This is a genomic window from Salinicola lusitanus (assembly GCF_038648475.1).
Lineage (GTDB): Bacteria > Pseudomonadota > Gammaproteobacteria > Pseudomonadales > Halomonadaceae > Salinicola > Salinicola lusitanus.
Window position 1 is genome coordinate 797,502 of the sequence record NZ_CP151919.1, and the last position, 11,404, is coordinate 808,905.

Annotated in this window: 14 protein-coding genes; all 14 read right to left on the reverse strand. The window is 59.6% G+C overall.

The window, feature by feature from the left end; genetic code table 11:
* Positions 1-8: 8 nt before the first annotated feature.
* Entirely contained in the window at positions 9-914 is a 906-nt protein-coding gene (locus AAGT95_RS03680; RefSeq protein WP_342595595.1) for a hypothetical protein, read from the reverse strand.
* Positions 904-1,527 carry a hypothetical protein gene (locus AAGT95_RS03685; RefSeq protein ID WP_342595596.1) on the reverse strand — a complete coding sequence of 208 codons (624 nt, stop codon included), beginning with the start codon at positions 1,525-1,527 and terminating at the stop codon, positions 904-906. Before AAGT95_RS03685 ends, AAGT95_RS03680 begins: the two co-directional genes overlap by 11 nt.
* Before the next feature lie 150 nt (positions 1,528-1,677).
* Positions 1,678-2,472, reverse strand: coding sequence for a hypothetical protein (locus AAGT95_RS03690; protein ID WP_342595597.1), 795 nt, complete (start codon positions 2,470-2,472; stop codon positions 1,678-1,680).
* A gap of 84 nt (positions 2,473-2,556) precedes the next feature.
* Positions 2,557-2,799: a hypothetical protein gene (locus AAGT95_RS03695; RefSeq protein ID WP_342595598.1), complete on the reverse strand. Its 243-nt coding sequence runs from the start codon at positions 2,797-2,799 to the stop codon at positions 2,557-2,559.
* A gap of 297 nt (positions 2,800-3,096) precedes the next feature.
* Positions 3,097-3,387, reverse strand: a complete 291-nt coding sequence (locus AAGT95_RS03700) for a hypothetical protein (RefSeq protein WP_342595599.1) — start codon at positions 3,385-3,387, stop codon at positions 3,097-3,099.
* 90 nt (positions 3,388-3,477) lie between these two features.
* Positions 3,478-4,014 (reverse strand): STY4534 family ICE replication protein, encoded by a 537-nt coding sequence (locus tag AAGT95_RS03705; protein WP_342595600.1) that lies wholly within the window; start codon positions 4,012-4,014, stop codon positions 3,478-3,480.
* A gap of 1,277 nt (positions 4,015-5,291) precedes the next feature.
* Positions 5,292-7,304, reverse strand: a complete 2,013-nt coding sequence (locus tag AAGT95_RS03710) for a DNA topoisomerase III (RefSeq protein ID WP_342595601.1) — start codon at positions 7,302-7,304, stop codon at positions 5,292-5,294.
* Between the two features lie 70 nt (positions 7,305-7,374).
* A complete protein-coding gene (locus AAGT95_RS03715; RefSeq protein WP_342595602.1) occupies positions 7,375-7,794 on the reverse strand; it encodes a hypothetical protein in 420 nt (139 codons plus the stop codon).
* Positions 7,781-7,987, reverse strand: coding sequence for a hypothetical protein (locus tag AAGT95_RS03720; RefSeq protein WP_342595603.1), 207 nt, complete (start codon positions 7,985-7,987; stop codon positions 7,781-7,783). The genes AAGT95_RS03715 and AAGT95_RS03720 overlap by 14 nt, the downstream gene beginning before the upstream one ends.
* Before the next feature lie 6 nt (positions 7,988-7,993).
* Positions 7,994-8,575, reverse strand: coding sequence for a hypothetical protein (locus AAGT95_RS03725; protein ID WP_342595604.1), 582 nt, complete (start codon positions 8,573-8,575; stop codon positions 7,994-7,996).
* A gap of 73 nt (positions 8,576-8,648) precedes the next feature.
* Positions 8,649-9,071: a hypothetical protein gene (locus tag AAGT95_RS03730; protein ID WP_342595605.1), complete on the reverse strand. Its 423-nt coding sequence runs from the start codon at positions 9,069-9,071 to the stop codon at positions 8,649-8,651.
* Entirely contained in the window at positions 9,068-9,550 is a 483-nt protein-coding gene (locus AAGT95_RS03735) for a single-stranded DNA-binding protein (RefSeq protein WP_342595606.1), read from the reverse strand. The genes AAGT95_RS03730 and AAGT95_RS03735 overlap by 4 nt, the downstream gene beginning before the upstream one ends.
* A gap of 109 nt (positions 9,551-9,659) precedes the next feature.
* Positions 9,660-10,106 (reverse strand): DUF3158 family protein, encoded by a 447-nt coding sequence (locus AAGT95_RS03740; RefSeq protein WP_342596576.1) that lies wholly within the window; start codon positions 10,104-10,106, stop codon positions 9,660-9,662.
* A gap of 441 nt (positions 10,107-10,547) precedes the next feature.
* The gene (locus AAGT95_RS03745) at positions 10,548-11,315 is read right to left on the reverse strand and encodes a PFL_4669 family integrating conjugative element protein (RefSeq protein ID WP_342595607.1); all 768 of its coding nucleotides are present in this window, start codon (positions 11,313-11,315) and stop codon (positions 10,548-10,550) included.
* Positions 11,316-11,404 lie beyond the last annotated feature (89 nt).

Genomic DNA, 11,404 nt, shown 5'->3' on the forward strand with positions numbered 1-11,404 from the left:
AACTCTCCTCAAGGAACCGGAACGACCACGGTCTGGCCGTCGATCGTGAACGCTGCCGAGGGGCCATCGATCGATGACAGATGCCAAGACCCGATGTTCTGCCCCTCGCCGACCAGACGCAGAGCACTCAAGCGATCCGCGTTGCCGGATGCCACTGCAAGATAGCTGCGCCCACCGCGCAACTCGACGCCCGACACCGAAAATGGCGGTGACGGCGGCTCGGGCTCTCGACGGCCCTGACGTTGACGCTTGAGCTGACTCTGCTGGGCACTGGTCTTCTGATTCGCCCGCAGTTTGCGCACTTCCTCGATCGACGCCTCGAGCGACTGCTCCTTCTCCTGCGCGGCACTGAATCGCACGTCCACGGAGCTGGACAGCTCATCGACCCGATCGGAAAGCGCTTGAAGACGCTCGGGCAGCGCCTGCAGCGGAGATGTCTGGCGACGTGCTTCGAGATCGTCCATGCGAGAGGAGATCTCGCCGAGGCGGTTGCTGGTACCCTCGGCCTGACTACGGCGTTCGTCCTGACCGCTCTGCAGTTCCTCGATGCGCACACGCAGCTGATCGATGACCTGCTGCTGTGACTGCAGGCGAGATTCCACAGTTGGACCCTCCGGCTCACTGTCGACAAAGACGACGAGATAGACAACGGCCAAGATGATGACAGCACCCAGCACCAGCAATGCCAGACGCCACGGGCTCCATCGTCTGCGCCGCTCCACATAGGGCGTGTAGCCTGGCTCCTCGTCAATGGCACCCTCTCGATGGGCGTCCCCGGGGGGCTGCTCACCGACATCATCGTGATGGGAGAATGAGGGCTCACGACGTCCGGCGTCCGAGTCGATCGGCGTTCCCAGGTGGGATTCCTGTTTCGGCTCGCCGGAATCGCCGTGAGTCTGGCGTTCATCCGTCATGGCCGGTCTCCTCGATTAGACGCTGGTCGCGCACCTGGTAGCAGATGTTCCGCGAGATGGGGTCGGTCTGGACCTCGAAAGCACTGCCGGCGAGCACCTGAAGCGCCTCGCGAAGCGGCATCGGACCCAGGCGGAAGTGCGCCGCTGGCAGTGGCCGGCTATAGAGCAATTCTTGGGGTTCTTCCTGAGGAGCGCAGAGGCTGTAGCCGGTGTGCAGCAGGGTGTAGCGCAACCCATCCTCAACGGATGGGGTCATCGACGCGGGGATCGAGATATTGACGGTCTGTTCGAGTAGATTGCGCTGTTGCAACGTGGCATTGGCCGTGACCAGGACATAGCGCCCGCCCCGCATCACCTCGACTCGAGACGCATCGCGATTGCGGTAGACGTCCGGCTCGACCTCGTGCGAGGGCTTATCCAACCCGGTCGCCACCACGCGGGACTGACCCGCCCCATCGCCTCGAGCGATAGTCATCTTGTCGGCGTTGGGATAGTCGGCAGCTAGGCGTTCGCTCTCGCTCGGCTGCGGTGCCTGCTGCTGATGGGCGCACCCGGCAGTGAGCGCAATCAGAAATGCTAAGGGAACGACACGGGTTTTCTGGTAGGGATACATCGAGCTTGGCCTCGCGCGCGGGGAACCTGAATTATCGTGATCGGGTTCACCGTGCCGAAGGCCACTCGCACTCGCGACGGGAAATGTTAATTGCGCTCGTGACGCTTTCGACGTGCCAAAAAACGCCCCGAAGGGCGTCCAGAATTCAGATCACTGAAAGTATTTGGAGAACGTTGCAACGACCTCTTCGTTGATGGTCATACCCAGTTGCTCGGCGGAAAATGCCAAGGCACTACGACAATCCTTCTTGTCTGCAACCCAGCTGGCTTCCCCGGTAGCCGGATCTCGACTGAATATCGACCACGAGCTAGGCGCAAACGGATCCGGTCGGTAACCGATCTCGAGACAGCTCTCGGGCCTGAATTCGTTGCATACCATCACGTCGATCGAGGTGGGTCCTAAGCCGACGATTTTCATCAGTGGCAAACCCTGTCCGCATGCTGTCATACCGATCGTGTCCAACACTTGGCCATGCCATCGGCTACCACTGGCGAATTGAAGCGCAATCGACTTCATGACTTCAGCATTGGACCGGAACGGACCGTCTTCTCGAGCGATGACGACGTAAACTCCATCCTCGACGTCGAGACACCACCCCTCATGCTCAGGGAAAAAGGCCGGCCATCCGGCATCGGCTAGCGCCGTTGCCAAATTGGCAGCCGTGTCGGAGTCCCACTCGGGACGCGAAAGCTCCGCTCGTACCCGCTTTATCAGAACGTCACGTTCATCCTCGTCGCTTTCATTCGAAGAGCCACCTAAGTTGAGTCGCTCGCGTAACCGATCGACGTTTTCGACATCCAGGCTCTCGCCGGCAAGCTCTTTTATCTCGTCGGGAATATCCCAATCAGACACGTCTCCCTCGGCGGTGCGTTGAAGCAACCTCAGACCCGCTAAGATGACGTCGATGTCTTCATTGGAAAGCTGATAATCCAGGCAATCACTCATGGGATCGCTCCTCTGTGTATCGGTGTGATCGGAGCCACCCCCTCGGGGCGTGGCCCCGATTGGGTGAGTGGGTTGAGAAGACGCTCAGGTCAGCGTGACCCGCGTCATTGGACGAGTGGTGAAGGCATCGAGCGCCGTCTCCGGTGAGTCACCGGAAAAGGGCCGCCCCAACGTGTCGAACACGATCCAGGGACCGTGGCCGTAGTCACGCTCAATGTCGAAAGCCGGGCGCAAATGCCCCATCGGACACGCTGGCCAGGCTGGATTGCCCTCATAGACACTGTGAAAATCACCGGCGGATCCCGGTTGCAAGCAGTACGGTTTCATGTCGATGGCTCCTTGAAGGAATGGAGCCATTCCACCGGGAAATGGCCCCGGGGGGAGAAGAAACGTTAAGTCCGTCTGACGACGGAGCTGTTTTGAAGGGTTCCGGGAGGTTTATCCCGCTGGAACGAAAACTGCCTCCCGAAGGAGGCAGCTCATGACATGTAAGGATCGGCCTGTGTCAGCGTTTCCGTCGCGCTTCCAGCTTGCGATGGACGGTATAGGCATAACCACCAGCAACCGTCATCGATACGGTCAGCACGACAAAAATTGTACCCAACAGCAGGTTTGCAGAGTCCATCAGGCATCACCTCCATCGGTTTCGGCCTTGGTTATCAGTGAGTCTAGCATGCCTTTGGCAATCCCAGCGATCAGGGCCAGGACGAGAAAAATCGCACCTGCCACGAAAGCAGTGAGATAGCCGTCGGGCTGTGTCTCGAGTGCTGGACCCAGAAGAGCTGCAACAACGCACGCAGCGGTAATACTGCTGCTGATTCGATCAGCCGCGTCAAATATCGCGCGAGCGATGCGAAGTCGAGAAGAGTAGGACATGACATCTCCAGTCAATGCTGCAAGAGAGATGTCGCCCATGAGGGAGAGATCTCCCTGCGAGCGGGTGGGTTAAACCACACCCCCCGGGAAGCTAACGCTTTCCCGGATGGTGAGGTGGTTGAGGTGGAATCAGACGACCGCTTCGGCGGCACCGACCGATCCGCTGATGGCGGGTTGGGCAGGCACACCGGTTCCCTGCGACGCTGTATCGTCAGCCTGGGCACTGATATCGATTGACGGAGTTTCGTCACGCCGTGGCGATTCATAAACCTTGTCGCCTTCCACCTTGGCCCAATTGACGAACAGTAGACGCGCCTTGAGGCTCACGGCTGTTTCACCAGCGCGATCCCCCTTGGTCCGCGTGAACAGATCGGGATAGAGGTCGCCGAGCTTGAAGCCGATCAGGATCTTGGGCTCGTTGGTACCCTTCTCCTTGCGATCGGCCACGGTTGCGGCAAATTTCTTGACCAGCTTTTCCGCTTCGGCACCGCTAACGCGACAGTCGAAACGGCGATATTCAACATCATTGGCAGGACCATTCAACGCGGATATGTCGCAAGCCCAGAAGGCTTCGCCACGCTTGGGCGTGATCTTGCGGATCCGATTGACATAGCCAACGCCAGTAATGTGAAGGTCGAAGAACTGGTTATCGGTCGAGTTAGACATGGTGTTACTCCTTGGATCGAGTCGTAGGACTCCAGGAGATACACCATCCCATCGGGGAAAGTGTTCCCCCGGATGGTGGTTCGGCGCGAGGCCGAGAATTCGGAAGTGGCATCCAGCTCAGGTGAGCGCCGTCTCTCGGGATGCGTTAACGGCTTCGGGAATTGCCCGAAGGCAAAAAGGCGTCACTGATGACCGTCAGTGACCAGCGGCTTACATCGACAGGATTGCGCCACTTTTTCACGGCGTCAACCCCCCTATCATCGATCGTCAATCGCAAGCCGAGGCAGCGAACATCGCCGCCTCGCCTTGGGATTGATGACCAGAACTGCGCGTCCAGTCGGCTACCGATACCGGTTTGGGTAGCAAATATGAATCAGCCATTATGCCGGCCATCGGCCATGCCCCTCGTAGTCATGGTGACGATTGCCGCTGCATCCGGTCCCGAATCATGGCGATGGACCGATACGGTTGTGCGCGGATCCCCGCACAAAGGGAGCCCAGGGGTCAGGCGGTGGGCGCCGCCACGGTAAAAACAAGTCCAACCGGCCAGCGAGGCACCTGTGACGAGATGCCTGGCTGGCCGGTCGAAATGGGCTTGAAGAAATGGTCGACGACCGGTCGACCTGAAACATAGGGAACCTGGAACCCGCATACACGCCAATGTAGTGCAAGCGGAGCCTGCGAGGGGGTGCGCTCTTTCGCCAGGTGATAGCGCTTTGGGTTCGGACCCAAGGAGAGTCCAAAGGGACCAACTGATGACCGTCAGTTGGCAACGGGGTGCAAGAGCAATTATCGAGGAGTATTAGCGATCTGGCAAGATGGAAAGCTTCTGCAGCCCCCCATCCATGAGGCAGATGTGAACATCAACTATCTGCGACCGGGAGCGTTCTAAGACACTCACTGGAGCGCTTCGTGGCTGTGGACGCTAGCAGATCATCCGCATTAGAAGCAGGTGACGCCGTCACTAGCTCCCGATAAGTCTCCTTTGCGATCTCAGAGAGGCGATTGAAATCCGCAAAAGAGACTTTCAAGCCACTGTTCTCGAGATTATCAGACAACGCTTTAAGAACCGCGCCTGCTGCTTGATCCCAAGTTCTGAATCGCTCTCCCGATGCATTACTGACGGCTTCACCCGCATAGACCGCAGCCTTACATGCTGTTTTGACGTCACTATCACCCAGCGTTGAAGCGTTTGCACTGTTCCACGTCAATAAAATTGACAATAAGGTAACTGCCGTATAACCCCGTTGCATAAATATCCCCTGAGATTAAGCCTATCAGCGCTTGCGATGAGTTTTTCTTTTTACACCATTTTGCGCTAAGGATTTTACTCCATCGCAGTCGGGATAGCGGGAGCAGGACCAGAAGGAACCCTTGCTACTCTTGCGCTTGCGCATCTTCGCCTGGCACTTGGGACAGGTCTCGCTCGGTGCTTCGGGGAGATTCAACTGGGGACGCTGAAGCGCGATACCGATGAGCTTGTCGAGCAATGTGCTTTGACGCTCCATGAAATATTCCAGCGTCATCGCCCCCTCGGCGACCTGATCCAGCGCCTGTTCCCAGAGGGCAGTCATTCCCGGGTTGCTGATCTGAGGCGGTAGCGCCGCGATCAGTCCCTGCCCAACCGGGGTCGACACGATCGTGCGCCCTTTTTTCCGGATGAAGCCTCGCCTGAGCAGTGTCTCGATGATGCCGGCGCGTGTCGCTTCGGTACCGATGCCGGCACTCTCGCGCAGTCGCGCTCGTAGCCGCTCATCTGTGACGAACCGGGCCGCGTTCTTCATCGCCGAGATCAGCGCACCCTCGGTGAAGGGCTTCGGCGGTTGGGTCTGACGATCCCTCACCAGTAGATTCTGTACCGAACAGCTCTCCCCCTGACGGAGAGGCGGGAGCGCCTGCGCGCCGGAACCTTCTTGCTCCTCGTCGTCACCGTCCTGCCCTTTGCCCTTCCTTCGGGGGAAGAGCACCTTCCAACCCTCGACCTGTACCTGTCGGCCCGAGGCCACGAACGTCTCGCCGGCGAGATCCAGCCTCGCATCGGTCTGATCGTACTCGTGCGCCGGCAGGAACTGCGCCAGATAGTGCCGACGGATGAGATCGTAAACCCGGAACTCCTCCTCGCTCATCCGATCGATACGGCAAGGCGCCGTGGTGGGAATGATGCCGTGGTGAGCCGTGATCTTGCTGTCGTTCCAGACGCGACTCTTGAGCGTCTGGTCCAGTCGACCGATCACCGGGGAGAGCTTCTCATCCGAATGCAGGAGCGCCGTCACGACGGCCCCGACCTCGGACAGCATCGATGTCGGCAGATAACGGCAATCGGTACGCGGGTAGCTCGTGGCCTTGTGGGTTTCGTAGAGGGACTGGGCGATGTCGAGAACCTGCTGGGCACCGAAGCCGTATCGCTTCGAGCACTCCTGCTGCAGCGTGCCGAGATCCATCACCAGCGGCGCCGACTCTTTTTTCCGTGACGTCTCGATGGCCGCGACAGTCGCCGCCGCGCCCTGGCATCGGGATGCGACCGCTCGCGCCGCCTCCGGATTGACGCATCGCGCGTCCTCGTCGAGCCAGTCAGCGTTGGCCGGCAGCCACTTTGCCTGAAACGAACCGCCCTGCGCCTGCAGGTCTGCCACCACCTCCCAGAACGGTTTGGGAACGAAGTTCGCGATTTCCTGGTCGCGTCGGACGACAAGCGCCAACGTGGGGGTTTGCACCCGGCCGACCGACAGGACGCCCTGATGACCCTGCTGCTGAGCCAGCACCGAGAACGCGCGGGTCAGATTCATCCCAACCAGCCAGTCCGCCCGGGAACGGCCCAGCCCCGCCTGGTACAGCGGATACGTCGACTCTCCCGAACGGATGTTGGCCAGCGCCTTGCGAATCGACGCCTGATCGAGCGCGGACAGCCAGAGGCGAGAGACACGCCCCTGATAGCGGCAGGCGTCGAGGATCTCGCGCCCGATGGTCTCGCCCTCCCGATCGGCGTCGGTGGAGACGATCACCTCGCTGCACTGCTTGAGCAGCCCCTGAATCACCTTGAACTGCTTGCCGGCATCCTTGCGCACCGTGTTCTTCCACTGCGTCGGCCGGATCGGCAGCGTGTCTAATGACCAGCGCTTGAGCGCCGGATCGTAGGCTTCGGGAGGGACCTGTTCGAGGAGATGACCAAAGGCCCAGGTGACGACGACGCCATCGCCCTGCAGACAGCCATTGGCTTTACGGGTTGCCCCCAGGACCGCACCAATATCGCGCGCCTGAGAGGGTTTTTCGCAGAGGAACAATCGAGACATGACACCGGGCCTCACAGAATGTGTATGGCCTCAGCGTGACGAGCTGGATCAGGCGATTCAGCTGGGAATGTTAATCGAGCTGGAGCAGATAATGCGCGTCGTCGATGATCCAGGCTTCCGCGTTGCCATGGGCGGCACCGCGCGTGTTGTCCTCGGCTACGCAGGCCACCCCGGGGTGCCGTGTTAGTGTCAGAGCCAATCGCCGAGCCAGCGATCCACTGAATGGAATGTCAGCATCAAGCCAGAACCACTGCGCCGTGGATGCATCATCGATCGTGATGATCTCACCGCTGAACCAGCGCATCGGGATGAGGTAGTGCCCCTGACCGGGCTTGAGAATCGTGGGCTTGAGCAACGTGCCGTCGGGAGCAAAACGGCAATCGACCGCGTGATCGATGACAGCCTGAATGTCCGATTCGATCCGCGGGCGACGTCCTGGGAGCGGGCGAATGAAGAACCGCTGATAGACCGCTGCCTCAGTCTCTTTCATCCTTGAGTATCCCTAGGTCGATGCACTCGACGACCGTCTCGTCGCTGATTTTGTACTCTCGCATCAAGGCCTTGAGCTGAAGACGACACTCGACGACCCGGCCAGTCGCCTGCGTGTCGTCGAGTTCCCGCAGCATGTTGCCCAGCTGTTCGTCCAGACTCCAACAATCCTTGATGGTGAAGAAGTTGGGCATGAGCGATCAGTCCAGAGCAGCGTTCAGGCGCTGTGTCAGCGCAGACTCCATGGCATCCCCGTCATACAAGGTTCGCTTGTCAGCAGGTGCCCAGCTGTAGTGGATGCGCGAGCCTGCGCCGCTCTTCTCGATCTGAACCCGCTGCAGAATCGAATACCGTGTTCCACCAAGGGTCTGCCGACCGTAATCGCCGAGATTGTAATAGGCCCCCGGTGTGCGGTCGTGCTTCCAGGCCACATCACCCATCTGCATTTTGGCCGTCGTGCTCTCCGGGCTCTCGAAGTCGTTAGGCGAGCGGAATCCCATCGCCGACTTGATCCGGGCATAAGCGGTATCGACATCGACGCGGGAATCGATATCGACGGAACCGCTCTGACTGCCCAGACTCTTGGCGTCGACCGTCTGCCCTTCGGCATTGGTCGCCACCTTCTGCGGCGTCTCGCTGGGATCGTAGTTCAGCGGCTCACCCGTGACCGGATTGTCGAAACAGGTGACACAAACACCGTTCGAGTAATAGTGATCCTGCGCCGCGCATCCCGACAGTGCCAATCCAGCAACAAGCGCTACGCCTACAACCTTGATATCCACTTTCGTACTCCCGTCGTGTCAGAGGGTTTGCGTGTCTTTAAACTCGCGATAGTAAAGTTGTCTCTCTGCGGTTTCACTTCTTGCCGATCTCAGCCTCGGGCTGACGAGCCGCCTGCCGCTGCTTATCCAACACCGCTTGGTCAGCCTCGGACTTCGCTAATTGCTCCGCCTGACACTCGCAGTCGTCTTCAATGTCCAAGAGCTCTTGGCGAGTCATTGGCTGCTCGAACTCATCAAGCCGGGTACGAACTGCTGCTGCCACGCACAGATTGCTACCGAGAGCTTCCTTAACACTGCTTGGTGAAAGCGGTTGTGCATGGTAAGTGCTCCATGCCTGCCAGCCGCTCCAAAATAGGAAAAAAATGCCCCAGAGCAACAAGACGGCCCAGCGATGAAATTGGAGACGAGAGCTAAATACGATCGCCCCCAGAACCATCCCGGCGCCGGTAAACAGAACCCCCAGGGAGAACAGGTAATCTGTCCACCCACCAGTCATTGGCTAGCCCTAGGGTCACTACCTACCGGATTGTCCCATTCGCCCTCTGGCCCAGCGGACTTGGCATACGCTCCCTGTGGAGAAGGCGGCTGGTGAGATGTCTGCTGTCCCTGCGCTGGCTCGAGCACGACCTGGGTGACGCGGAACGGCAGCATGCCGATGCGAACGGCCTGCACCTTGAACTGCGACCGGCTGTTGCCCTCATTGTCTTGCCACTCGTCCAGCACCATGCGGCCCGAGACCATGACCCGCATGCCCTTCTGATACAAGCGAGCCCACTGCTCGACATCGCGATGCCAGATCTCGACGTTCGCCCAAAACCCGCCCTTGTCGACATTACCGGTATCGGTCGGCACCGGATTGTCGAAACGGACGTTCAGGCGCATGACACCACGCGGTGGCTGATTGCCGTTGGGGGAGAACATCTTCACTTCCGGATCGGAACCGATGTTCCCCTCGCCCATGAAATGCGTGCTCATATGAACCTCCTGAATCGAATGGATGCCCGACTACAGTGGCGGCGAGCGGCAAAGGTCGTCAGCGGGAAACGTTAAGGCCGGTGTCACACCATTCCCGTCCCCGGGTGAGTCAGACCATGGCCTCGACTTCATCGAGATCGTTAAGCAGGCGATTCAGTCGATCGACCTGGCGTGTGGCCGCCGCGATTTTGGCGTTGAAGATTGCGCGCTCGGTCTCGATCTCGACCAGTTGGCGTTTCATCCCTACCGACACGTCGCCGTGCTGGAGCACGGCTTCGAGAAGGCGTCGCCCCATCTGGGTCTGCGCCTTGTCGCGCCATTGCACTGCGCGAACTCGTCCCCCGCTGTTGTTGTGCGGTTTGAGCCAAAGCCCCGCCTGAACCACTGTGCGGTTGTAGCGGTTGGCAAAGTCCGCCGCCTCTTGCCACATCCGACGACACTCCGCATCCAACTCATCCCGAAATCGAAGAATCTCCCCTTTACCCTTAAAGGGTTTTAAAAGGCCCTTTGCGTACTGATTCAGTGCAAAGTCCTGACGCTGTTCCAGTGCAGTCATCGCGCTCACGGTCCTTTCCTGTTCTCGTTGCAGATACTTGGTTGCCCCACCGATCCTGCGGGAGGTGATTCCAGTGGAATCACCCCGTCCTGGTCTCGCTGGAGTGATTCCAGTGGAATCACCCTGGCCTGGTCTCGCTGGAGTGATTCCAGTGGAATCACCCTGGCCTGGTCTCGCTGGAGTGATTCCAGTGGAATCACCCTGGCCTGGTCTCGCTGGAGTGATTCCAGTGGAATCACCCCGTCCTGGTCTCGCTGGAGTGATTCCAGTGGAATCACCCTGGCCTGGTCTCGCTGGAGTGATTCCAGTGGAATCACCCTGGCCTGGTTTCGCTGGAGTGTTTCTCCCGGAAACACCCTTGCCCGGTCTCGATGGAGTGTTGCCGGGGGCAACACCCACCTCGCTCTTCCTGGAGTGATGGCAGTGCCATCACCTGCAGCATTAGTCCTCGGAAGCCCCGGACTGGGGCAGCAACTGGTCGTCGTCCAGATCCGCGCCTTCGAGCTTGTGTCCCTGCTCGCTACCAGTCGGTGAGGCTTCCTCACGCCGGATCGTCGGCGCAAACTCGCTGCGGCGCGTCCCTTCCAGAATGTCCTGCGGCAGCTCACCGTATTTTTCGAGGGCGTTTCGCGCCTTGGCGTTGTTGGCTGCGAAGTCATCCCGCGTTGCCCCGCTGAACCCGGGGAACTTGACGGGGGCGTAGCAGAGCGAGCGCAAGGCATGACCGCCCTGATCACGGATCATCGCGCCGCGCTGCTTGTTGCCCAGCAAGCCAATGTGATGCGCCAGCAGGACATCGCGCACGATGCTGTCGTACTGCATCAGCAACATGACGGCCTGCCAGCCCATCTGCCCGCCGGTGAACACGGGCGTCACGAACGGTTGCTGGCTGACGTTGCGGCTGACATCGAGCCCTTCCGGGATCTGCTTCAGCACACTGCTGACTCGGGTTTCCAGCTGCTGCAGCGCCTGTCGGGTCTCGTCGACCTTCTCCTCGAGCATGAGCAGCCAACTATCGGCATAGGGATCGTCCCGGCCCGCTGCCTGATGAACACGACCGGCAAGCGACAGGAACTGCTTGAGGCCGACCACCTGCGGCTTACCGCTCTCGACCCCGCGCCCGTGCCAGGCAAGCACTGCCGGATAGGTATGCAGGGTCATCTCGATCTTGCTACGTAGCAGCCCTACACGGGGCTCAGTGCTGGCCATAATTACTCCTGAGTCGTCGATGCACTGGATGGGATGCCAGCATCAGGGGTCGATGAGCATTGCCCTACCGGAAACGTTAAACGCGATCT

Coding starts and splice junctions, on each gene's coding strand:
- AAGT95_RS03680 (WP_342595595.1), bottom strand. CDS start 914: ATGACGGATGAACGCCAGACTCACGGCGATTCCGGCGAGCCGAAACAG.
- AAGT95_RS03685 (WP_342595596.1), bottom strand. CDS start 1,527: ATGTATCCCTACCAGAAAACCCGTGTCGTTCCCTTAGCATTTCTGATT.
- AAGT95_RS03690 (WP_342595597.1), bottom strand. CDS start 2,472: ATGAGTGATTGCCTGGATTATCAGCTTTCCAATGAAGACATCGACGTC.
- AAGT95_RS03695 (WP_342595598.1), bottom strand. CDS start 2,799: ATGAAACCGTACTGCTTGCAACCGGGATCCGCCGGTGATTTTCACAGT.
- AAGT95_RS03700 (WP_342595599.1), bottom strand. CDS start 3,387: ATGGGCGACATCTCTCTTGCAGCATTGACTGGAGATGTCATGTCCTAC.
- AAGT95_RS03705 (WP_342595600.1), bottom strand. CDS start 4,014: ATGTCTAACTCGACCGATAACCAGTTCTTCGACCTTCACATTACTGGC.
- AAGT95_RS03710 (WP_342595601.1), bottom strand. CDS start 7,304: ATGTCTCGATTGTTCCTCTGCGAAAAACCCTCTCAGGCGCGCGATATT.
- AAGT95_RS03715 (WP_342595602.1), bottom strand. CDS start 7,794: ATGAAAGAGACTGAGGCAGCGGTCTATCAGCGGTTCTTCATTCGCCCG.
- AAGT95_RS03720 (WP_342595603.1), bottom strand. CDS start 7,987: ATGCCCAACTTCTTCACCATCAAGGATTGTTGGAGTCTGGACGAACAG.
- AAGT95_RS03730 (WP_342595605.1), bottom strand. CDS start 9,071: ATGACTGGTGGGTGGACAGATTACCTGTTCTCCCTGGGGGTTCTGTTT.
- AAGT95_RS03735 (WP_342595606.1), bottom strand. CDS start 9,550: ATGAGCACGCATTTCATGGGCGAGGGGAACATCGGTTCCGATCCGGAA.
- AAGT95_RS03740 (WP_342596576.1), bottom strand. CDS start 10,106: ATGACTGCACTGGAACAGCGTCAGGACTTTGCACTGAATCAGTACGCA.
- AAGT95_RS03745 (WP_342595607.1), bottom strand. CDS start 11,315: ATGGCCAGCACTGAGCCCCGTGTAGGGCTGCTACGTAGCAAGATCGAG.